19 protein-coding genes are annotated in these 22,024 nt (G+C 55.6%); 14 read left to right on the top strand and 5 right to left on the bottom strand.

Annotated features, from left to right (window positions below; all coding sequences use genetic code 11):
- Positions 1–306: 306 nt before the first annotated feature.
- A complete protein-coding gene (locus DPF_RS07775; protein WP_069858647.1) occupies positions 307–1,587 on the bottom strand; it encodes an adenylosuccinate synthase in 1,281 nt (426 codons plus the stop codon).
- A 261-nt stretch (positions 1,588–1,848) separates the two neighbouring features.
- On the opposite strand from DPF_RS07775, the gene DPF_RS07770 reads away from it, so the two are divergent.
- From DPF_RS07770 to DPF_RS07740, 7 genes are all read left to right on the top strand, one after another.
- Complete coding sequence (locus tag DPF_RS07770) at positions 1,849–3,279, top strand: MltF family protein (protein ID WP_069858644.1); 1,431 nt, start codon at positions 1,849–1,851, stop codon at positions 3,277–3,279.
- A gap of 175 nt (positions 3,280–3,454) precedes the next feature.
- Positions 3,455–4,732 carry an IMP cyclohydrolase gene (locus tag DPF_RS07765; protein WP_069858638.1) on the top strand — a complete coding sequence of 426 codons (1,278 nt, stop codon included), beginning with the start codon at positions 3,455–3,457 and terminating at the stop codon, positions 4,730–4,732.
- 231 nt (positions 4,733–4,963) lie between these two features.
- Positions 4,964–7,018, top strand: a complete 2,055-nt coding sequence (locus tag DPF_RS07760) for a ribonuclease catalytic domain-containing protein (RefSeq protein ID WP_069858636.1) — start codon at positions 4,964–4,966, stop codon at positions 7,016–7,018.
- Positions 7,019–7,183: 165 nt separating this feature from the next.
- Complete coding sequence (gene plsY, locus DPF_RS07755) at positions 7,184–7,774, top strand: glycerol-3-phosphate 1-O-acyltransferase PlsY (RefSeq protein WP_176724203.1); 591 nt, start codon at positions 7,184–7,186, stop codon at positions 7,772–7,774.
- A gap of 87 nt (positions 7,775–7,861) precedes the next feature.
- A complete protein-coding gene (locus tag DPF_RS07750; RefSeq protein WP_069858634.1) occupies positions 7,862–8,290 on the top strand; it encodes an NIL domain-containing protein in 429 nt (142 codons plus the stop codon).
- A gap of 94 nt (positions 8,291–8,384) precedes the next feature.
- Positions 8,385–8,912 (top strand): PilZ domain-containing protein, encoded by a 528-nt coding sequence (locus tag DPF_RS07745; protein WP_069858632.1) that lies wholly within the window; start codon positions 8,385–8,387, stop codon positions 8,910–8,912.
- Positions 8,909–9,640, top strand: a complete 732-nt coding sequence (locus DPF_RS07740; protein WP_069858630.1) for an ATP-binding protein — start codon at positions 8,909–8,911, stop codon at positions 9,638–9,640. Before DPF_RS07745 ends, DPF_RS07740 begins: the two co-directional genes overlap by 4 nt.
- Before the next feature lie 81 nt (positions 9,641–9,721).
- Here DPF_RS07740 and DPF_RS14450 read toward each other — a convergent pair whose 3' ends face one another.
- Entirely contained in the window at positions 9,722–10,093 is a 372-nt protein-coding gene (locus tag DPF_RS14450; protein WP_069858628.1) for a four helix bundle protein, read from the bottom strand.
- A gap of 128 nt (positions 10,094–10,221) precedes the next feature.
- Entirely contained in the window at positions 10,222–10,728 is a 507-nt protein-coding gene (locus tag DPF_RS07730; protein ID WP_176724202.1) for a tetratricopeptide repeat protein, read from the bottom strand.
- Positions 10,729–11,064: 336 nt separating this feature from the next.
- Here DPF_RS07730 and DPF_RS07725 point away from each other — a divergent pair, with 336 nt between their 5' ends.
- The 5 genes from DPF_RS07725 (at position 11,065) to DPF_RS07705 (ending at position 16,851) form a co-directional block, all read left to right on the top strand.
- Entirely contained in the window at positions 11,065–12,672 is a 1,608-nt protein-coding gene (locus DPF_RS07725; protein ID WP_069858624.1) for an FG-GAP-like repeat-containing protein, read from the top strand.
- A gap of 278 nt (positions 12,673–12,950) precedes the next feature.
- Positions 12,951–14,357: an outer membrane homotrimeric porin gene (locus DPF_RS07720; RefSeq protein WP_069858622.1), complete on the top strand. Its 1,407-nt coding sequence runs from the start codon at positions 12,951–12,953 to the stop codon at positions 14,355–14,357.
- Between the two features lie 338 nt (positions 14,358–14,695).
- Positions 14,696–15,613, top strand: a complete 918-nt coding sequence (locus tag DPF_RS07715) for a transposase (RefSeq protein WP_069858620.1) — start codon at positions 14,696–14,698, stop codon at positions 15,611–15,613.
- Positions 15,614–16,066: 453 nt separating this feature from the next.
- The gene (locus DPF_RS07710; RefSeq protein WP_069858618.1) at positions 16,067–16,387 is read left to right on the top strand and encodes a type II toxin-antitoxin system PrlF family antitoxin; all 321 of its coding nucleotides are present in this window, start codon (positions 16,067–16,069) and stop codon (positions 16,385–16,387) included.
- A complete protein-coding gene (locus DPF_RS07705) occupies positions 16,387–16,851 on the top strand; it encodes a type II toxin-antitoxin system YhaV family toxin (protein WP_069858616.1) in 465 nt (154 codons plus the stop codon). Before DPF_RS07710 ends, DPF_RS07705 begins: the two co-directional genes overlap by 1 nt.
- A gap of 852 nt (positions 16,852–17,703) precedes the next feature.
- Here the strand turns inward: DPF_RS07705 and DPF_RS07700 are convergent.
- Entirely contained in the window at positions 17,704–18,477 is a 774-nt protein-coding gene (locus DPF_RS07700; protein WP_069858614.1) for a lysophospholipid acyltransferase family protein, read from the bottom strand.
- 148 nt (positions 18,478–18,625) lie between these two features.
- Entirely contained in the window at positions 18,626–19,768 is a 1,143-nt protein-coding gene (locus DPF_RS07695) for a hypothetical protein (protein WP_141721088.1), read from the bottom strand.
- Positions 19,769–20,058: 290 nt separating this feature from the next.
- Between DPF_RS07695 and DPF_RS07690 the strand changes: the two genes are divergently transcribed.
- Entirely contained in the window at positions 20,059–21,189 is a 1,131-nt protein-coding gene (locus tag DPF_RS07690) for an ABC transporter permease (RefSeq protein ID WP_083254547.1), read from the top strand.
- Between the two features lie 4 nt (positions 21,190–21,193).
- Complete coding sequence (locus DPF_RS07685; RefSeq protein WP_069858610.1) at positions 21,194–21,958, top strand: ABC transporter ATP-binding protein; 765 nt, start codon at positions 21,194–21,196, stop codon at positions 21,956–21,958.
- Positions 21,959–22,024 lie beyond the last annotated feature (66 nt).

The raw sequence follows: 22,024 nt of genomic DNA, 5'->3' as shown, positions 1-22,024 counted from the left end.
AGGCCAAATGGCTGCGCAATTAATGATGACAGAGAAGGGGGGTAACACAAGAAAACAATGGGAAGCAACGTCTTTTGGGGAGGGAGATGTATGACAATTGTCGGCGCGGCCTACCTGCGGTAAAGTCCGTTACCACTCCTGGCTGCAGTCGAACTCGACATAAAAGGTATGACATTATAAGTCGGACCTGCCATGACAATCTGAATCGAACGGTGGGGCAGAGGCTGCCGTTGCATTATACAAGAAGACGGCTGATACAGGTATCAGCCGTCTTCTTGGTAAACATCACATGCAAACGAAATCGGATTATCGTCTGATGGTCTGATCCCGGTCAGGACCCACCGAAACCAGGGAGATGGGAACTCCCAAAAGTTCCTCCACCCGAAGGACATAATTCCGGGCCGCCTGGGGCAGGGACTGGAAATCCGAACAGCCGCTGATGTCCTCGTGCCATCCCGGCATGGATTCGTACACCGGTTCGACCCGGGCCAGGCTGTTTTCTTCCTGGGGGGGGTACAGGATCTCGCGACCATCGTACCTGTAGGAGGTGCACAGCTTGATTTCGTCCAGCCCGCCCAGAACATCCAGTTTGGTCAGGGCGATATCCGTGGGCCCGTTGAGACGAACCGATTCCCGAAGGATGACCAGATCAAGCCAGCCGCACCGACGGGGTCGACCCGTGGTCGCCCCGAATTCCCCGCCCTTTTCCTGGAGAAAGGTTCCGGCGTGGTCGTCGAGTTCAACGGGAAACGGGCCGCTGCCCACCCTTGTTGTATAGGCCTTGACCACGGCCACGATGCGATCGAGCACCTTACAGGCACAACCGCCACCTGCAGCCGCATTGCCGGCAACCGTATTGGATGAGGTCACAAAAGGATAGGTGCCGTGATCTATGTCCAGATGGGTTCCCTGGGCGCCCTCAAACAGGATGGAACGGCCCCTGGAAACGGTTTCCTGAATGGCTGCGGACACGTCGCCCAGATACGTGGCCGTACGCTGGGCAAAGGGGCGGATCTGCTCAAGCACCTCATCGGCCATCAGGGGCTCAAGGCCATACAGATTCTTGAACAGGGCGTTCTTTTCCACAAGGGCCTTTTGAATCTTCGTGCGCAACAGATCCATGTCGGCCAAATCTCCGGCCCGTATGCCTATGCGCGAGGCTTTGTCTTCGTAACAGGGTCCTATGCCCCGGCCGGTGGTTCCGATCTTGTCCTTGCCGGACTTGTGGGCTTCCCTGGCGGCATCCAGTATCTTGTGGTACGGCATGATCACATGGGTTTTCTTGCTGATCATCAGATGATCCGGGCCAATGGTTCGGCCGTGTTTCACCAATCCGTCCAACTCGTTGCAGAAAACTTCGGGATCAAGGACCACCCCGTTGCCGATGCAGCAGATCTTGTCGGCATGCAGGATGCCCGACGGGATGAGATGCAGGATGCATTTTGTATCACCCACGACCAGGGTGTGGCCGGCATTGTTCCCTCCCTGAAAACGAACAATGAGGTCCGCTTCCCGGGTGAGCAGATCGACGATCTTGCCCTTGCCCTCGTCACCCCATTGCGCTCCCATCACCACGGTATTCGACATATTCCATTTCTCCTTGAAAATGATCGCAGTCCCCATGCGGACGGCAAATAGCAACTTTGCTTAAAAAACCGGCGGTGCAAAGTCAATGAGCAAGACAAACCTTTCACAAGCACCAGCAATCCATCACCTCGTGGAGCAAACCGGCCACTTTTTCCAGCCCCCACTGCCCCCTGCGCACTGCCTACTCAAGTGCCTTGCGCACTTGATGAGTTTCCCCGCCCTTGCCAAACGCCGCCCCCTTCTCTAGGAGGTTTCCAACGTATGCGTACTTCTCTGACAACCATCCTGCACATACTGGTCCTCGTGGCCATCCAGGCCTTTCTGGTCAGCCAACTTTTCGAGCCGAAAATCCGTTCGGACGGTTTTCGGGTGGCCTATGTGCCCGACGAGACGACCATCTCCCGGCTTTCCCCGTATGGCCCGGGATTCGACCGGGAACTGGTGGAACACTTCTGCCGCAAGCACCGGCTCGTGCCGAAATGGATTCCGGTGGAATCGCCCAGGGCAGGCTTGGACGCCGTGGAAAACGGGCACGCCGACATGTTCATCCATACCGGGGAGCCGGACCTTGCCAGTCACGGCGACCACCTTGCCGCCGGCCCGGCCTACCGGGGAAGCCACCCGGTACTCATCCACAACAAATGGAAGCAGGATCTGCTCCATCCCGAGGACATCTGCGCCTACTCCCTGCCCGTTGCCCGCAATCCCCACATGCTTCCGGCCCTGGCATCCCTGACCGATGTTCTCGGTTGTCCGGACATGGACCGCCGGGCATCAAGTCTGACCATGCATAACCTGCTGGAAACAATGACCAGAGAACGACTTCGCTTCGGTCTGGTGGGGGCCACCGCGTTCAAGCTCTGGCAGCCCTTTTTCCCGGAGATCAGGACCTCCCTGGAACTGCACCATCACATTGCCACCCGATGGATATGGAATACCCGAACCGGCAGCAGGGCCAAGGCACTTGCGGCCTTGTGGGCGGATCTTCCCCATTCGTCCTTTTTCCGGGAGCTCAAGGCGCGCTATTTCGGATTCTTTCCCCAAACAACGGATTTTTATGAACTCTCCCACCTGGCCGGTGTTCTGAACAGCAAGCTGCCCCGCTATGGCCCGACCATTGCCCAGGTTGCCCGGGAAAACGACCTTGATCCCCTGCTGGTGACGGCCCTCATCTATCAGGAATCCCATTTCAATGCCCGGGCCACAAGCAAAACCGGCGTGCGCGGATTGCTGCAGATCAGTCAGAACACAGCGGCTGAACTGGGCATTTCCAACCGGCTGGACCCCCTGCAAAGCATCGAGGGCGGGGTCAGGTATCTGCGAAGTCTGGTGGATCGGCTGCAGCCCCTTGGACTTGATGCCTGGAACACCCTGTTTTTTGCCCTGGCCGCCTACAACCAGGGCATGGGACACCTGCGCGACGCCATGACCCTTGCCGAGCAACGGGGCAGAAACAAACATTCCTGGCGGGACGTCAAGGAAGTCTTCCCCCTGCTCAGCTACCGCAAATACTACCAGGAAGCTGCCCACGGGTATTGTCGCGGCATCGAAGTCGTGGATTACGTGGATTCAATTCGCTACTACTATTATTACCTGACCGGACTAGTCAGGCTTGAGCGCCCCGAAGGCGCGCATCTGGCCCTTCTTGCCGGGCAGGAAAAGGGGAATGAACCACCCGATTCTTCCACCTGACAGCCTGCATCATGTTGCCGAACACCCCTCCGGCGACCACCAGTTGAAGCGCCGATTGCAAGCGGTCCGGCCCATTTGCCCCCTGATTTGGCATGTGCTAGAAACCCTGTTCTTCACAGCGTTTCCCATCCGTTAGAAAATATCCGTTTTTCCAAGCCCATCCAAGGAGTCCTTTGTGAGCGATTTGAAAACCATGTACAAGACCATTCAATCCGATCCCTTTCCCCCCACCATGACCGTAACCCTGGGAGAGACCACCCTGACCTTTCACAAGAGAACCTGGACCATCAACGGCCAGGAACAGGGGCTGCGCTATGGAGAAAATCCCGACCAGCCCGCCGCCCTGTACGAACTCAAACAGGGCGTTCTCCAACTGGGCGGGGTCACCCTGCGCCAGGGCGGGGAGGCTCTGGTTTCCGGCATGACCGAAGAACAGATGATCCAGGCGGGCAAGCATCCCGGCAAGATCAATCTGACCGACGTGGACAACGGCATCAATATCCTCCAGTATCTCACCGCCAAACCCGCTGCCGTCATCCTCAAACACAACAACCCCTGTGGCGCGGCCTGGTCCGACGAGGGCATAGACACGGCCCTGTTCAAGGCCTTCTGGGCCGACCGCATTGCCGCCTTTGGCGGGGCCATTGTGGTCAACCGGCCCCTCAATGCCAAGGCCGCCGAGATCATTGCCTCGGGATATTTTGAGGTGGTTGCGGCCCCCTCTTTTGAACCCGGCACCGTGGACACCCTCAAATCGCGTAAAAACCTGCGCATCCTGGAAATCCCCGGCCTGGCCAAGCTGGAAACCCTGGTGAACACTCCCTTTCTGGACCTCAAGTCCCTCACCGACGGCGGGATCATTGCCCAGTTTTCCTTCCGCAACAAGATCCTTGCAGCCGACGATTTCCTGCCTGCCGAAGCCACGTCCAAAGACGGTTCCACCTTCATCGCCCGGGGTCCTTCCAAGCAAGAAGCCGACGATCTCGTATTTGCCTGGGCTGTTGAGGCCGGGGTCACGTCCAACTCCGTGATCATGGCCAAGAACGGGGTGACCACGGCCATCGGCACGGGTGAACAGGACCGGGTGGGATGCGTGGAACTGGCCATCCACAAGGCTTATACCAAGTATGCCGACAACCTGGCCTTTGAGGAACAGAGCTGCTCCCTGTACGAGCTCAAGGAAAAGGCCCTCCAGGATGAAAACGCCCGAACGCTCCTTGAGGACATCATGGCCCGTACAAACAAGGCCAAGGGCGGATTGCCCGGATCAGTCATGGTCTCCGACGGCTTCTTCCCCTTTCGCGACGGCGTTGACGTGGCCCTGGCCCAGGGCATCACGGCCATTGCCCAGCCCGGCGGGTCCATCCGCGATCACGAGGTCATCCAGGCCGTCAATCAGGCCGTGCCCCAGGTAGCCATGGTCTTCACGGGCCAGCGCTCGTTCAAGCATTAAAAAAGTACACAGTACGCAGTACGCAGGGCACAGAATCATAATCCCGGGGCGATCACTTCTTTTTGCAATGGCCATGTAAAGCACATTGGAAGGCAGGACACCTTCATCAATCGATTCGAGACGCCTTTTTCCCTGTGCACTGTGTACTGTGTACTGCGCACTCTGAAGTACTGTGCACTCCTGTGCCCTGTGCACTCTCAATAATTCTCAACCTTTTTTGCCCAGGTACTCATGCCCCTTTCTTCTCTCTCCCCCCTTCACCCCGGGACAATCGTCGAATACATCCAGAACAACCAGACCGTCATGGGATGTGTTCAGGAACTGCGCGCCGCCCGAGTCAAACTCGTGAACATCAACCAGCGGGAAATGAAACTCCCCCTGGCCAGGATTCTGCCGTGGACAGGACCGAGTCTGCCCGAGGCCTCCAGCAGATCCGACATATTGCAGACCATGAAGGCCCTGGAGGCCCAACGCCAGGAACTGGGCCGGGATATCGATCCCATGGAACTGTGGGAACTGGCCCAGGGAGAGATCAGTCAGGCCTCCATTGCCTGGCTGGCCGGGCTCCTCTGGGAAGACCCCGGCGCCAATGAAAAGGCGGCCCTGGGACGAAAGCTCCTTGCCACCAAGACCCATTTCAAATTTTCCCCGCCCCATTTCGAGATCTATTCGCAGGAAACAGTCACCAGACGGACCGAGGAAATGCGCAGGACCCAGGAACGGGAGCGTCTGGTGGCCGAAGGCCAGGCCTTTTTCAAACAATTATGGAAGGTGCATCAAAACAGCGCGGTTCTGTCCACCACCCCGGATGCGGAAACCGCCCGACAACTCCGACAGATTCTCATAGATCGCATCGGGTTGCGCGAACACGGCGAAACCGAGGCCGTCTGGAAAAAGATGACCGCGGGGATTCCGGACATTCCCTTTCTGGCCCTGCATCTTGCCCAGGCGTGGGGAATAGTGCCCCCCCATTACAATTATCTGCTGGACCAAGCAGGGTACGAGTGGGAAGACGAAATATGGTCAGCGCCTTTTGCCCGGGACATCGACAACCTGCGAGCCCGGGTCCTGACCATGGCCCAACCAGTCACCCATACCCGAGCGGTGAGCATTGACTCGGCCTCCACCAGAGACATTGACGACGGGTTCTTTATCGAGCGGACCAAAGACGGCTTTCATCTGGAAATCGTGTTGGCCTGCCCCGGTCTGGCATGGGAATTCGGGTCCTCCCTGGACAAAGCAGTCATGGAACGGTTCTCATCCATCTACCTGCCCGAGGGAACCGCCAACATGCTCCCCCGGGATCTGGGCAATGATTTTTTCAGTCTGCATGCGGGCAAGGACAGGCCGGCCCTGCTTTTCGAAATCCACCTGGACCACCTGGGCAACCCCCTTGCGTGCAGGCCCCGACACCAATGGGTGCGGCTGCAACACAATCTGACCTATGACGAGGTTCAGGAAAATCTGGTTTCCGATCATCCCGATCCCATGCTTCAGGCAGCCGACGAGCTGGCTCAGATGTTGCGGACCAACCGGATCCAACAGGGCGCCGTGATCATGCAGCAGCCTGATCCCCGGATCATGCTCAACCACACGCATGAGGACGTCGAAGTGGTCATGGAACCGGGACCGCCGGAAAACCGGGCCCAGGTACTGGTCAGCGAGTTCATGATCCTGGCCAACTCCCAGGCCGCCCTCTGGGCCATGGACCACGACATTCCCCTCATCTTCAGGACCCAGAATATTTCCCTGCCCAAGGAAAGCGCGGGCATCTGGTCGGCCCCGTGCGACATCTTCAGACTCATCAAGTGCATGGGGCCCTCCATCATGGAGGCAACGCCCAAACGGCACGCAGCCCTGGGTGTGGATGCCTACGCGCCCATTACCTCCCCCTTGAGGCGGTACGCTGATTTCATCAATTCGGCCCAGATTCTGGCAGCCCTCACCTCGGACCAGTTCCCCTGGACCAGCGAATCCATCAAGGCGGTCCTTCCCCGGATCAGCGCCCGGGCCCAGGCCGTAGGCAGGATCCAGCGCTTCCGCCCCCGATACTGGAAATATCTCTTTTTCCGGCAGCAGGCCAAACAACGGAACTGGACAGGAGAAGTCGTGGAACACAACGAACGCATGGTCACCCTGGCCCTGACCCAGGAACAGCTTTTTCTCCGGGCCCCCACCTCCCTGTTCGGGGACAAGGTCCGGCTGGGCCAGCGGTTCACCATCCGCCTTGGCAAGGTCGATCCCTTGAACAACGAGCTGCACATTGCCGAGGCCTGGGAAGCCTGAATCCCGCAGGAACGCAACATGCGGAACATGGTTGCGCTTGGTTTTTTCTTGTTCTAAAAGGATCGTTCACGATGTATTCGAGGACGGGGGTCATGGAAGAAACACATCCCTGCATACCCTCGCAGGTTGCACGTACACGAGTGAACACAACGTATGGAGACGATCATGGTAACAATATTCTGGCTGGGAATCAGTTATCTTTTGGGGGCCGTTCCCTTTGGCCTGCTCATTGCCAAGGTTTTCTGCAAGGTAGATCCCCTTTCCCAGGGAAGCAAAAGCACGGGAGCCACCAACATCGCCCGGACCTGTGGTTTGGGATACGGCATCCTGACCCTGGTTCTGGATGTCTTCAAGGGATGGTTTCCGATCATTGTTGCAACCAGCTTTACCCATTCGGCCACCTTTCTAACCCTGACCGGTCTGGCCGCTGTGGCGGGGCACATGTATTCGGTGTTTCTCAACGGCAAAGGGGGCAAGGGCGTGGCCACGACCGTGGGTGTCTTCCTGGCCCTGGCGCCGGGCGTCCTGTTCTGGTCCATCGTGGTTTTTGCGATGGTGATCATTGCCAGCGGCTACGTGTCCATGGGCTCCCTGTGCCTGGCCACGGCCCTGCCCGTATTCCTTCTTGTCAGCGGACACTTTTCCCTGCTCATCCTGGCCCTGGTGCTCATGGCCCTCATCTTCTGGAAGCATCGCGACAATATTGAACGCCTCCGCGCCGGCAACGAGCATTCCTGGAAAAAAAAGAAGGAATAATCCCCCAGAGGAAAAGCCGTGCAAACAGCCTCGCCACGTTGCGAGGCCTCTTCATGTCCTCTTACTTTGCGTACACGCCACAATCCCATGAAAAATTACAGCCGCATCATATCCCTTTCCTTCCCGCCCATGGTTTCGGGCAAGCCGGTCATCTGCAATCTGGCCACCCTTTTTGACCTGACCTTCAACATCCTCAAGGCCCGCATCAACCCCCGCCATGAAGGCCATATGGTTCTGGAACTTTCCGGCCGGGAAGAAGCCTACAACCAGGGCATCACCTATCTTCAGGAACACGACATCACCGTCACCCCGGTGGCCCAGCAGATTTCCCGGGACGAGGAATCCTGCATGCACTGCGGCGTGTGCACGTCCCTGTGCCCAACCCACGCCCTGTACCTGGACCCGGAAACCAGGCGCGTGGAATTTGACTGTGACAAATGCACGGCCTGTGGCCAATGCACCCGCATCTGCCCGGTCCACGCCATGCATGTGGAAGTGGAGGAAAACGGATTTTAGGAACAACGTGGCAACATAGACCGCCTCAGCACCAGGGAGAAAAGGCCCTGCCGGAAAACCTGGCTCTCCCATCCCCTACCCGACCAGAGTGCCCATGGAAACCGAACGCAGAACCTACACCCGCATTGAAACCGCTCTTCAGGCCTTCATGCGCAAGTCGGTTTCACCCTCAACCCAGCCCGGCCTCAGGGGCGGGTTCAGCCAGCCTGTGGACCATCTGCGGGACGCCTTGCAGCAGACCTCCCTTCCTGATGAACTCCTTGACTATCTTGAGGCCATCAACGCCAAGCTCGACACCATTCTTGGTCTGCTGCACCAATCGTCCATCCAGGCCGAATACCCGCTGGAAGCCACCATCTCCCAGATAAGCGGCGCAGGCCTGCAGTTCACCTCACCCCACGACTTCCAGGAGGGCGATCACCTTGAACTGGTGATCACCCTGTCACGCTTTCCCCTGAGGCTGGTCAACGTCGTGGGCACCATCACCCGTCGCCAGCAGACACGGGAAAACGGTCCTGTCTGGGTTGTGGAATTCACCTTTATCCGGGACAATGATCGCGAGGCCATTATTCAGTATGTATTCAGGGAACAACGAGAAATGATCCGGGGAGAAAAATTGTGAGCAGAACCTATGATGAGTGGTTGCACCTGGCCCGTACCCGCGTTCTTGCCAATGCCGGCGGACAGATCCCCGGTATGACCCACAACGCCAATAATTTCTGCCACGTTCTGGAAATGCAGCTGGAACTTTTCCGGGGCAAGATCCACCGCCAGCCGGACATGCCGGCCGCGGATCTCCTGCCCAAATTCGACAGGCTGACCCAGGCCGTGAACAAACTGGCGGAAATGCTTCGGGACAACGAGCTGCACAGCTTCTTTATGGACGAAGAAGTGACCATGATCGATGTGGGCCAGTTCATGGAATGGGTGGACAGATTCTGGACCAACAACCTGTTCTACAAACACAAGATCATCAGGGATATGGCGATCCACGATTCCCTGCCCACCTTGCAGCTTCCCCCCTTCCTGCTCACCCTGACCGTGGACGAGGCACTGAAAAACGCGGTGGAAGCCTGCATGGACAAGGATCCGGGCGGCCAGCACAATCTGGGTTTTGAAATGGCCCCCCTGGGTCAGGGAATCGTATGCACCCTGACCTCGCCCACCACCTTCCCCCATGACCTGGCCCCGTTCGAAGAACACGCCACCACCCGGCCCGACCACTTTGGCCTGGGCCTGCCCATGGTCAAGTTCTTTGCCGACCAGGCCGGATGGAACCTCGACCTGACCACCACCGGGGAACAGACCACCTTCAGGTTGGAAATACCCAACCAGCGAACAGAGTTGTAGCAAAGTGCGCAGGGCGCACTTGAGTAGGCAGGGCACAGTGTGCAGGGCGCAGAGCTTGGTGCTTGCGCTCAATGGGAGGTGTTAGTTGATGGAATGTTTGTGTTGGATGGTTTTGATCAGGCCGGAGAGCATGGCTGAAATTTCTTGGGTTTCCCCGATGTAATCCTGACAGTGTTTCTTGTTTAGGAAACCGACCTGTTGTGCGATATAAAGTTGCGTCCTCAATTCCCCGCATGATCCCTTGGCAATGACCAAAAATCTGATGAAATCCTTGGGGCTTTTCCGCTCATAACCTTCTGCAATATTGCTCGGAATGGAAAGGGCAGATCGCCATATTTGATCCCGAAAACAAAAATCTTTACCTGTTTTCATTGCCCCATGAAGGGCTACGGCAAGCCTGCACCCCCTTTTCCAGACCTCAAGATTCTCAAATCCATGACGTGGCGTATCCATTGACTTACCCCTTTCACTTCTGCGCCCTCTTCCCTGCCTTACCGCGAAAATATTTTTTCTGCGCCCTGCGTACTTGAGTGCCCTGCGCACTGTGCCCTGCGTACTGCGCACTTAAGTGTACTGCGCACTTAAACAAATATCACCTTCTCCATTTCCCGGGCAACGGCCTGGCAGTCGAGCTCTTCTCCTGACTCGAAAAGGGCCTTGTGCACATTGACTTCCCGGAGCACCTGGGGATTGGTGGTGTCAAAATACCCGTCCCAGGCCTCCATGGCCTTTTCCAGATTGTCCTTTTTGAGCCATGCCAGCCCCAGAAACAGCCTGGCCGTATGGTTTGCAGGATCTTTCTGCAGAACCTGTCGGGCGCACACCTTGGCCGGATTGATTTCATCCAGCCGGTAGTGGCAGATCATCACCTGCACCCGCGCCTCAAGATGATGGGGTTCCCGGGCCAGAACTTCCTTGTACGCGTCCCGGGCCTGCTCCCACTTTCCCTGGCCAAACAACTGGTCGGCCTCCCTGATTTCTTTACCAATGCCAGAAACCGGTTTGGAAACAGAAACCGAACCCGCCTCCTCCACATTCTGGCGCACCCGGCGCACCGCGCTGAATAAAAAATCTCGTCTGGAAACCATGATGCTGTCTTTCACCTCCCAAGGCCAAGAATCAACGTACAATCCAACTCCCCGACTAATGGCCCTCACAAGACGCGTCAACCACCCCACCAAGCTCCTCGAAAGACCGGCCACAAACCGGTACCGCAAAAACCACTCCCCCATCGAGTCCCAAGAAACAACTCCTGCGCACTGCGTACTGCGTACTGTGCACTTGAGTGCCCTGCGCACTGTGTCCTGCGTACTGTGCACTTAAACTTGACAATCCCCCCCATCCCAACCAAAAGTCACCCCAATTCTCATGTAAAAAAAATCATGCGGAATCATCTCCGCTCACTCATCTCTGGAGGAACATCCATGATCCTGCGTCTCGCGCTGAGTCTTTTCTGCCTTTTGACCATATCCACCCAGGCTTGGGCTGATGCGGCCAAAACCTTTGTGGTGGCCCCCTTTGCCGTGCACGGGCCCCAGACCTACACCTACCTGCAAAAGGGCATCCCCTCCATGCTCCAGACCCGCCTCACCTGGCCCGGCCATTTCCAGCCCCTTGCCGGCGACCTGATCAAGGCCCCCCTGGCCAACCGGGAAGCGGCCAAACAGGCACTGGCTTCCACCAGTGCTGACTACCTGGTATACGGCAGCGTGACCATCATGGACAAACAATGCAGTCTGGATGTCCAGCTGCTCCATAAGGACGGCAAGGCAACGCCTTTTACCGCCCAGACCACCATTGATCAGCTCATCCCTTCCCTGGAGACCACGGCCAAACAGATCAATGCGGATGTTTTCCAGCGGCCCGAGGCCAAGCCGGTGCAGGAAACCGCCCAGGTCAACCAGATGAACCCCAACCTGGTCTTCAACCAGTCCCGCTTTGGCCAGCAGGCCGTGCTCAATCCCCAGTTCCGGTATGAAAGCACCGACCAGGACCAGTCGGGCCGGTGGCGCAGTCAGTCCCTGCCCCACAAGTGCCGGGGCATGCTTGTTGTGGATGCGGACAACGACGGCACCAACGAGATTTTTATCATGGACGAGCACACGGTCTATGCCTATCGGGAACAGGACAACCGCCTGGCCAAGCTCGACGTGTTCCAGGGATCGCGCACAGCCAAATACCTGAACATCAACGCCCTGGACATCAACCGGGACGGACTCACGGAAATCTTCATCTCTGCGGTAGATGGGGTAGATGAAAAGCCCGCCTCCCTGGTGCTCACCTTTGCCAAGGGCAAATTCATGGTGGAGCAGGACCGCATCAAGCTCTTTTTCAACGTGGTCAAGCTGCCCCCCGACTTCATCTCCACCCTGGTGGGCCAGAAAAAAGGGCACGGCAAACTCTTTGATCCGGGTGTGTACGAGCTGGTGCGCATGTCCGGGGAGTACAAGCAGGCCAAGCGCTTGGCCCTGCCGGAAAAGTCCAATGTGTTCAATTTCGCCTACCTGCCTCAGGGCGACGACTACAAGGTCATTGTGGCCCATAACGACCACCTCATTGTCAACTCCTCCACCAATGACCTCCAGGCCGTGACCGAAGAGATGTACGCGGCTTCCGGAGTCAAGCTGGAGGATTTGGACACCATCCCGGGCATGGGCGTTGACCGCAACGACGCGGACATGCGCTACCACTACCTGCCCACCCGGCTCTTGCCCACCAACCTGGACCACAAGGGGCACCACGAGCTCATTGTGGCCCGGCCCGTGTCCATTGCCTCGGATTTCTTTTCCAATTACAGAAACTTTTCCCAGGGCGAGATCCACTCCCTGGACTGGGACGGCATTGGCCTGAATATTGTCTGGAAAACCCGGCGCATCAAGGGCACCCTGGTAGATTACGCCATTGCCGACTACAACAACAACGGCAAAAACGACCTGGTGGTCTGCGTGCAGACCTACCCCGGCGCAACCGGTCTCAAGGCCAAACGCACCATTGTGGTGGCCTACCCCCTGGACCAGGAATCCCCCCAATAACCCCAAAGGGCCGGGAGACGCTCCGCATCCCCCGGCCCTCATCTTTTACCGCCCGGTCCCTACCCTTCTCCTGCCTCCCGCTTCCTGTCTCCTGTCTCCCTTCTTTTATTCCTAAAACCGCAGTTAAAAAAATTATACCGTAAAAATTTTTGAACTTTTGTCAAAAACCCGCCATTTTCTCCTTGCAATCCCTGCCCGGAACGACTAGGCAGAGATCAGTTACATGGTGTCAGGCTGGTTTTTTTATCTGTTCAACCAAAAAGAGGAAGGAAACATTTATGAAACGCATTGCTCTCGCAATTCTGGTCATTGCCTTTGTGATCGGCAGCGTGGCCCCCTCCTTTGCCGTGGAAATGCAGGCAAGGGGTTCTTGGCGTGCTGCTGCATCCTGGTGGGATTTTGACGGTAAAGACGACGCCAACAACGGCGAAACTTTCCGCGCCCGTCAGCGTGCCCGTCTCTGGTTCGACTTCATTGCCAATGAAAACCTCAAGGCTGTTCTTGGTTTGGAAATCGGAGATATTACTTGGGGTGACAGCAACGGCAAACTCGGCACCGATAGCAACGAGGCCATTGAAGTCAAACACGCCTACTTTGACTTCAACATCCCCAACACCCAGGTCAACATCAAGGCCGGTCTCCAGGGTATTTACATCCCTGGCAACCTGGGCTCTCCCATTTTGGATGACGACGCTGCCGCCCTCATGGTCAGCGCTCCCATCAATGACATGGTCTCTGTTGCCGCCGGCTGGATCCGCTCCTATGATCTCGACGACGATACCAAGGGTATCTATGATTACGATAAGGACACCGCCGATGCTAAGGACGATGACAATCCCTCCGGCATCGCGGGTACCAGCGGTGACGAAGTGGACACCCTGGCTCTCTTGGTACCTGTCAATGGTGATGGCTTTTCCGTCACTCCGTACTTCTTGTACACCATGATCGGAAAAAATACAGTAGAAGAACTTCCCATCGCCGAAATATTGGACGATGCCGTCAAGAAATCTGGCATAAAGGATGATCTTGGGGAAGCTCTGGGCGGTGTTGATGACGATGCCACCATGTGGCATGCGGGTTTCAGCGCTCAGATCGATATGTTCGATCCCATTGTAGTTCTCACCGATTTTGCTTACGGTTCCTTGGCCCTTGAAGGCACCACCCAGGACATTGATGTTCGCGGTTACTTTTTTGACTTGGCCGTTGACTACAAGATGGACTTCATGACTCCTGAAGTCTTCTTCCTGTACACCTCTGGTGCTGATGATGATAAGGACGAAATCTCCGTCTTCCCGCACATCAGTGGTGACCTCAACTTCTCCACTCTTATCTTTGATGGTTCTCCGTTTACTGAAGGAGATCTGTATGACGATCCTGCCGCCCTGCCCATGTGGGCCCTTGGTCTCAAGCTGAAGGACATCAACTTGGTTGAAGACCTCTCCCACACCTTCACCATCTACTACGCCCAGGGTACCAGTGACAAGGACGGTTGGTACGGCAAGACCTTTGCCGAAGATGACAGCCTGGTTGAAGTTGACTTTGACACCAAGTACCAGATCTATGACGAACTGGCCGCCTACCTGGAACTCGGCTACGCCAGCTTTGACTGGGACAAGTCTGCAGACCACACGAACGATGCCGAAGACATCTACAAGGCCGCCATTGGTATCAAGTACGACTTCTAGTCACTGGATTATCTGATCTGCCAGACCTGACGCCACTTACCCATGACAAAGGCCGGGAGCAATCCCGGCCTTTGTTGTTTCCTCTGCCCTGCGCCACCCGATCCGCCTGCCCTCCCCTGCCTGTCCGCCAACTTCTGCCCCAGCGTCTCCCGCAAAAAATAAACAAAAACCAGTTGTTCCCCTGTGCCCTGCGCACTGCGTACTGTGCACTTCAGCGAACATGGGGACAGGTTACATGTTGAAAAAACACCTCCCCCGTGGTAAGGCAAATCCAAACTTTTCTTTATCTTTCCTTTTCAAACCCTTGCCTTGTAACCACTACCAAGAAGGGGGTTCCCATGCCACGTATCGCCCGATTCGTTCGTTCCCATGTTCCCACGGTGTACCATGTCATTTCCCGCACCGCTCTTGACGGGTTTCCTCTCAAAGACAGTGAAAAGGACTATCTTCTCCATCTCATCCGCCATTTCAGTCGATTCTATTTCGTCGACGTGCTTGGTTTCTGCATCATGTCCAACCACTTCCACCTTGTTGTCCGCATGCACCCCAGCGATTACCTTTCTGACGACGCCATGAAAAGACGCTTGGAATCCTGGTTTCCCAAGGGGCGGGAGATCACTCCCAAAACCATTGCCCAATTCAGGGAAAGGTGGTCCTCCCTTTCCAAATTGGTCAAGGATATCAAGCAGGGATTCACGCACTTCTACAACAAGCACCACAACCGCAAGGGCTATTTCTGGGGGGACCGGTTCAAATCACTCATCGTGCAAAACGGCCATTCTCTGATCAACCTGCTGGCCTATGTGGATCTCAATCCCATCCGTGCAAACATTGCCAAACGCCCCGAACAGTACCGCTGGTGCACATTGGGCTATCATGTCCAGACCAACAATCAGGACAACCTCCTCTCCATGGATTTCGGCATGAAAGAATGGGGAGAATACGACCAGACCGCCGTCCTGCGGGCGTATAGACAATTCGTGTATGAAACAGGAGCTGTGGACACGGGCAAGGGAAAACCCATGGACCCCAGGATCGTGGCACAGGAACGCAAAAAGAACTTTGAGCTCAAGCGATATGAGCTCTTTGGCTACCGGAGCAGGTATTTTTCCGACGCCGGAATCCTGGGTTCAAAGGAATTTGTGCAGGATGTTTTTGACCAGGTCAGGCACCTTCTGAAGTCAAAGGATACCCGAGTCTTCACCCCCCTTGCCGGAACCAGCGGGGTCTATTCCATGAAAAGATTGCGAGCATGAGACCGGGACAAAAGGGGAAAACGGAAGAAGTGAACATGGGGACTGAATAAAGGAATAAAGGGACAGGTTCTTTGTAAAAAGACGATAACGATCAGCCATAAAATCCCAAGGAGGGTCTTACAAAGACTCAACTCATAACCGGCTGATATAGAGATACTTTTATCGATATCTATCTGCTTACGCGTGAAAGTCGCGTTTGGTTGCTCACCAGCCAGAAAATTGAGAGCCTGGTTCGTTGTTGTTCAATTAGGCACGTTGTTTTTCTCTGTGCCCTGCGCACTGCGTACTGCGCACTTAAAGAGTGAACAAAGGGACTGAACAAAGGGACAGGTTGCATATTCTTTGTATTGAACAAAGGGACAGGTTGCATATTCTTTGTATAGAAATGGGCTTTCTTCTTATGTTGACGCGGTAAGGAACAATCCTTACAAAGACATAATCCAGGAGGTTCACATGATTCCCATTCGAGCAACCGCAACGATCACGTCTAAAGGACAAATCACTCTCCCCAAGTCCATTCGAACCGCACTCGGGCTAACCAGTGGCAATAAACTCAGCTTTGAAATCCAGGGGGAGCAAATCATTGTACGCAGTCTACGGACAAACGAGCATGAAGATCCTGCCATTACCAAGTTTCTCGGTCTGATGGAAAAGGATTTGCGACAGGGCAAGCACCTCCGAGATCTGCCAAAACATTTGCAAGATTCGATGCTTACCATGCTCAACCAACCTGTTGACCTCAATAATGACATTGATGGCGAGGTTGATCTCTGATGCAACGACATGGCTGGACCTTGCTCTTTCATGATGGAATCAAGGAGCAGATCTGCAATCTCGAAAAAGCCATCAACCGCATCAAACAAAAAAGACCGGCCGAGCTGGAAACCAGTGCAACCTATAAACTTTATGCAGCCATTTCCCACCTTGTTTTGGATGTAATTCCAAAGAATCCCAACAGTGATCGCTTCCGCCAGGGCAACACCATGGGCACAACCTATCGCCACTGGCGGCGTGCCAAGATCGGTAGACGATTCAGACTCTTTTTTAGATTTGACTCACAATCAAAGGTCATTGTCTATGCATGGGTCAATGATGCACGCTCTCTCCGCAAACAGGGAAGCAAATCAGATCCGTACGCTGTTTTCACAAAAATGCTCGAACAGGGAAATCCGCCAGACGATTGGGAAAGTCTGGTCAAAAAATGTCATCCAGGGACTTCCCCCTTTCAAGGAGCATAGAAGCCGGGTACATAGCCCTGCCCCTCCCTCCACCTTGGCACCATCCACTGCCCCAGCGTCTCCCGCAAAAAATAAACCAAAACCATTTGTTCCCCCTGCGCACTGCGTACTTCAGCGAACATGGGGACAGGTTCTTTATGAAAAATCGTATCTTGGGCTCAAAGGAATTTGTGCAGGATGTTTTTGACCAGGTCAGGCACCTTCTGAAGTCAAAGGATACCAGAACGTTCACCCCTCTGGCCGGAGCCAGTGGGGTCTACTCAATGAAAAGATTGCGAGCATGAGACCGGGACAAAAGGGGAAAACGGAAGAAGAAACATGGGGACTGAATAAGGAATAAAGGGACAGGTTTTTTATGAAAATTTTGTCATAACCAGCACTTGACAAAATGATGTTTTCTCCAAGTGTTACATCTACTTTAAAAATTTTCAAAAAATTCCTACTATGTATGTTACATCAACTGAAAATTAGTAACGGTAACGCTTTTTTATGATCGGTGTTACTTCCACCCATTATAAAAAAATTTTGGTACCATTTTGATCCATAAAAGAGTCCCAAATTGGTCCCAATTTGGGATCAATTAGATCCATGAAGCGAACATAGGGACAGGTTAGTTGGTCTTTAAATGAATTTCAGAAGAGGCGACAACTTCCCTGACACAGGGGGCTTACGCGTAAAAGTCGCGTTTGGTTGCTCACGAGCCAGAGGATTCAGAGCCTGGCTCGTTGTTGTTCAATTGGGCACGTTGTTTTCCCTGCGCCCTGCGCACTGTGTACTGCGCACTTCTGCGTGAACATGGGGACAGGTTCCTTATGAAAAAATCAGAGCCTTCCCTTTGTACCCGTGAGTCCTTCACCCCCACTGTTCGAGCTTTTCCCGGACAAAGGCCACGCATTGTTCATGCTGGTTTTTGCCGTTGCCCGTAATAGCCATGGGTTCGCCAAAACAGAACCGGATCTCCTTGGCGGGGTCAATGGGCCCAAAATCCTTGATCCACTTGCCATTGCCCCAGGCATCGGTTTTGAGGGCCAGAGGCACCACGGGAACCTGGGCCCGCCGGGCCAACTTCACGCCAATGGTATTGAACCGGGACGGATCAAACCGGACCATGCGCGTACTCTGGGGGAACACGATCACCGAGCACCCCTGTGCGAGTTTATGCTGGCCCTGCTCTAACACGTGCCTGAGATCTTCCCTGGGATTTTTCCGGCCCACGGCAATGGGATCCCATCCGGCTGTAACCGCACCAAAAAACGGAATTTTCAACAGACTTTTTTTGATGACAAAGGTCATGGGGGTGTGTTGCAAAACCATCCAGGGCAGCACAAAGGTTTCCAAAGTGCTCATGTGATTGCCCACAATGACGCAAGGCCCGCCCGCCATGGCCAGAGCCGAAACATTTTCCACCACAACCCGGCATCCCACTGACTCCAGGGCATGAACAATCCCGTAACTGCAGTTCATGAATTGCTCAGGAGTAAAGGAACGCTGCTTGATGAGAAAAAACGCCCGGGCTATCTGTGCCAGATCCCGCACGTAAAAGCACAGGGAGGGAAACCGGGCCGCCACAAACCCCGGGCGCACCATTGGTGAAACATAGGAATCCCTGACAGCAGGTGCATGCATATCTTCTTCCTCGCCATGTATGAATTGACCTTTCTGCCACAGCAACATCCTGAACAGACATAAAAGAAGGGAGCACCCATCGCAACCGGTACTCCCCCAATGTTTCTGATCAAGTGGGTATGTTTCAGATGATTGCCACCATGTTCCCTCAGGAGTTGTTGGGCGAAACACCCTGCTCCGGGGACCCGGCTTCATGGTCTCCGTCTGTTCGCCGGGCAAGGATCTGCTGACACGCCGTGGCATCCACCACATGGTCCCGGCCAAGAATATCCTTGAGATAGCCCTGCACCAGCACCTTGACCATATCTTCCTTGGGCATGTTCTGGAGGTATTCACCCGAGGCCAGCAGTTTCTTGAAGGGAGATTTGTTGACCACGGGGTCGTCAGCCTTTTTGAGCTCATCCACATAGGGTTTGACCAGTCCCCGCAGTTCCCCGGGAGTCAGACGCTTGCACATGTCAATGTGCCGGACCAAACGATCCTCGGGAGGCAGGTTGGGGCTTTCCAGGATCTCGGTCATGGCCGTTGCAAACCGCTTGCACCCTTCCTTGATGTGATGGGTTCGAACCATGTTGATCCCGGCCCATCCGGCACGCAGCCATTTGAACACCCCGGCCTTGATACGCGGTCCCTGGGATCCGGGAACCTCGCAAAAAACCGTTACGGACATGGATTCGTACATGTAGGAACTGACCCAGCCCAGTCCGCCCTTGGTCAATCCCTTGACCCCGGAATAGAGATACTGCCAGTCACCATCATTGCCCACAACCGCACCTTTTTTGCCCACAGCGGATCTGTCCTGCTGCCGGGTCACGGAAATGAGTACGGGACGGCCTTCATGGGCCAGCAGAATCAGGGCCCGGTCCATGTCATAGCTGTAATACCCCCCGGAAAACACATCCGGAGTTATTTCTTCATGCTCCACCCCATGCACCACCACCGGGGTATCCAGATGGCCAAGATGTTCCCACAATTTGGGGAGAACATTGGCTCCGGCGTTCACCGAAGTCCACTCCCCCCGGCGAACTGTGTTGGGAACCACCAGATAGGTGGGCAGATCCGGGTTGTATCCGTACCGCAGGAGCCGGTCCATGGAAATTTCAAGGGAAAAGGGATAATAGGCCGAGGTCAGCCCATTCATGTCCGGCAGCTGGAAATCGGTCGTGGAGGTACTGGAACGGACAATATCCACCAGAAGGTCAACATCCTTTCCCTGGACAAAATCCCCGGGCGACGGATTCACCTGGGCCAGCATGGTCTCAAGGGCCGTATCAAGGTATGTGAGATCCATGTCCTCTGCCCGCGGCAGACCCCAGGCCGCAGAAGACATGGCAATAACCCCCACCCAGACAAGGAGGAGGATTTTTCGTGTACATCGATTGAGCATATAAACAAGTATCCCGGGCCAGAGCCCTGTGTAGTTCCTGAAACCTTATACCTAGGGGAGATAAGCGCCAAAGGCAAGCAATGCCTTGGTCTCCACGTTGGAGGCGCCAAACCGGGTGGACGAAACGAACTTCCTCATGTATTCGGGCAGATAACTCCATTGTATGCCAACCCTGTTCACCCAAAACGTCCGCCATGAGCCAGCCTGTTTTTTCTTCCGTCCCACCGGATTTCCATGTTGCCGTACACGGCCGGACCGTTCGGGTGACACTGCGCGGCCCGGTTGACAAATCCACGGGCAGCGCCCTCATTGAGGCCCTATCCAGGGCTGATCTGCCCAAGAACGCATCCTTGCACGTGGATCTGCAGAAAGTCTCCCGCATGGATGATTTTGGCACCCTGGTTCTCCTGCACCTGGCGCGACAAAGCTCCTCTCCCATACGCTTCGAACATGTTCCCCCAGACCTGACCCGGTTCGTGGACATGGCCCGCACCATGGGCAAGGCCTCATCCTCCCGGCCGCCATGCCGCCCTGCCTGCTGGCTGGAACGCCTCGGCGACACCACCCTGAATATGCTCCACGATTCCCGCAACATGCTCATCTTTGTGGGCGACGTGCTCCTGTCCCTGATCTCGGTGCTGCGTTCTCCGTCCAGACTCCGCGGGGACGACACCCTCATCCACATGCAGCGGGTGGGTGCCGACGCCCTGCCCATTGTCGCCCTGATCAGCTTTTTGCTCGGACTGATCATGGCCTTCATGTCCGCTGTTCAGCTGGAACAATTCGGGGCCAACATCTATGTAGCCTCTCTGGTCAGTTTGTCCATGGTCCGCGAACTGGGCCCCATCATGACCGCCATCATTGTGGCCGGCCGATCGGGATCAGCCTTTGCCGCAGAAATCGGCAGCATGCGCGTTGCCGAGGAGATCGACGCCCTGACCACCATGGGCTTTGACATCACGGCCTTTCTTGTTCTGCCGCGACTTCTGGCCACCCTTGTGGTCCAGCCCTTGCTGACGTTGTTTTCGGATTTTTTTGCCATTGCCGGCGGCCTGGTGGTGGGCGTGACCCTGCTGGATCTGACCACCCACGGCTACATGGTGCAGACCATCAACACCATTTCCATGAGCGATGTGCTCTGGAGCGTGCTCAAAACCATGCTCTTTGCCCTGCTCATCGCCGGAACAGGCTGTTTTCGGGGATTTCAGGTTCGTGGCGGGGCCGATAGTGTGGGACGGGCCACCACCTCGTCCGTTGTCACGTCCATCTTCCTGATCATCCTGGCCGATTCCATTCTGGCCGTTATCCAACGGTATTGGGGGTAGGATCATGGCAGACGAATCGGCTCCGGTCATTGAGGTCCGCAACCTGACCATGGGCTTTGACCAGCTGATCCTGCTTGAACAGGCCAGCTTTACGGTTCAGCGCGGCGAGATCTGTGCCATTCTTGGAGGAAGCGGATGCGGCAAATCCACGCTGCTCAAACATTTGATCGGCTTGCACCGCCCCATGGGCGGGAAAATCTTTATTCAGGGTGTGCCCATGGATCCCATGGATGAAGACGGATACCGCAACCTCCTGCAATCCTTTGGAGTGATGTACCAGGGCGGCGCCCTGCTCGGATCCATGACCCTGGTCCAAAACGTGGCCCTGCCCATTGAGGCGTACACGGATCTTCCCGAGGAATCGGTGCGTGATCTGGCGTGCCTGAAACTTGCCCAAGTGGGCCTGCAGGGATTTGAAGATCACCTGCCCATGGAAATCAGCGGCGGCATGAAGAAACGGGCGGCCATTGCCCGGGCCATGGCCCTTGATCCGGCCATGCTCTTTCTGGATGAGCCCTCGGCCGGGCTTGATCCCGTTACCTCGGCCGAACTGGACGAGCTCATCCTGGAGATCAACAAGAACCTGGGCACCACCGTGGTCCTTGTTTCCCATGAGCTTGCGTCCATCTTTGCCATTGCCCACCGAACCATCATGCTGGACAAAAACACCCGGTCCATCATTGCTGACGGCGATCCGCGCTTCCTGCGCGACCACAGCCCCAACCCGCTGGTACAGCAATTTTTCAACCGCCAACCCCCAAAGCGGTAACGGGTTGTAAATTGAAGGTAATCGATTATGAACCCCTGCGCACTGCGCCCTGTGCACTGCGCACTC

The sequence above is a fragment of the Desulfoplanes formicivorans genome (assembly GCF_001748225.1).
Classification (GTDB): domain Bacteria; phylum Desulfobacterota; class Desulfovibrionia; order Desulfovibrionales; family Desulfomicrobiaceae; genus Desulfoplanes; species Desulfoplanes formicivorans.
The sequence above is the reverse complement of the archived record's forward strand: the minus strand, read 5'-3'. Positions and strand labels throughout refer to the sequence as shown.

Excerpts from the sequence above, each read along its gene's own strand:
- DPF_RS14450 (WP_069858628.1), bottom strand. The coding sequence starts at position 10,093 with ATGGATACGCCACGTCATGGATTTGAGAATCTTGAGGTCTGGAAAAGG.
- DPF_RS07710 (WP_069858618.1), top strand. The coding sequence starts at position 16,067 with ATGATTCCCATTCGAGCAACCGCAACGATCACGTCTAAAGGACAAATC.
- plsY (WP_176724203.1), top strand. The coding sequence starts at position 7,184 with ATGGTAACAATATTCTGGCTGGGAATCAGTTATCTTTTGGGGGCCGTT.
- DPF_RS07730 (WP_176724202.1), bottom strand. The coding sequence starts at position 10,728 with ATGGTTTCCAGACGAGATTTTTTATTCAGCGCGGTGCGCCGGGTGCGC.
- DPF_RS07725 (WP_069858624.1), top strand. The coding sequence starts at position 11,065 with ATGATCCTGCGTCTCGCGCTGAGTCTTTTCTGCCTTTTGACCATATCC.
- DPF_RS07775 (WP_069858647.1), bottom strand. The coding sequence starts at position 1,587 with ATGTCGAATACCGTGGTGATGGGAGCGCAATGGGGTGACGAGGGCAAG.
- DPF_RS07695 (WP_141721088.1), bottom strand. The coding sequence starts at position 19,768 with ATGGATCTCACATACCTTGATACGGCCCTTGAGACCATGCTGGCCCAG.
- DPF_RS07770 (WP_069858644.1), top strand. The coding sequence starts at position 1,849 with ATGCGTACTTCTCTGACAACCATCCTGCACATACTGGTCCTCGTGGCC.
- DPF_RS07715 (WP_069858620.1), top strand. The coding sequence starts at position 14,696 with ATGCCACGTATCGCCCGATTCGTTCGTTCCCATGTTCCCACGGTGTAC.
- DPF_RS07720 (WP_069858622.1), top strand. The coding sequence starts at position 12,951 with ATGAAACGCATTGCTCTCGCAATTCTGGTCATTGCCTTTGTGATCGGC.
- DPF_RS07760 (WP_069858636.1), top strand. The coding sequence starts at position 4,964 with ATGCCCCTTTCTTCTCTCTCCCCCCTTCACCCCGGGACAATCGTCGAA.
- DPF_RS07745 (WP_069858632.1), top strand. The coding sequence starts at position 8,385 with ATGGAAACCGAACGCAGAACCTACACCCGCATTGAAACCGCTCTTCAG.
- DPF_RS07685 (WP_069858610.1), top strand. The coding sequence starts at position 21,194 with ATGGCAGACGAATCGGCTCCGGTCATTGAGGTCCGCAACCTGACCATG.
- DPF_RS07750 (WP_069858634.1), top strand. The coding sequence starts at position 7,862 with ATGAAAAATTACAGCCGCATCATATCCCTTTCCTTCCCGCCCATGGTT.
- DPF_RS07705 (WP_069858616.1), top strand. The coding sequence starts at position 16,387 with ATGCAACGACATGGCTGGACCTTGCTCTTTCATGATGGAATCAAGGAG.
- DPF_RS07700 (WP_069858614.1), bottom strand. The coding sequence starts at position 18,477 with ATGCATGCACCTGCTGTCAGGGATTCCTATGTTTCACCAATGGTGCGC.
- DPF_RS07690 (WP_083254547.1), top strand. The coding sequence starts at position 20,059 with ATGAGCCAGCCTGTTTTTTCTTCCGTCCCACCGGATTTCCATGTTGCC.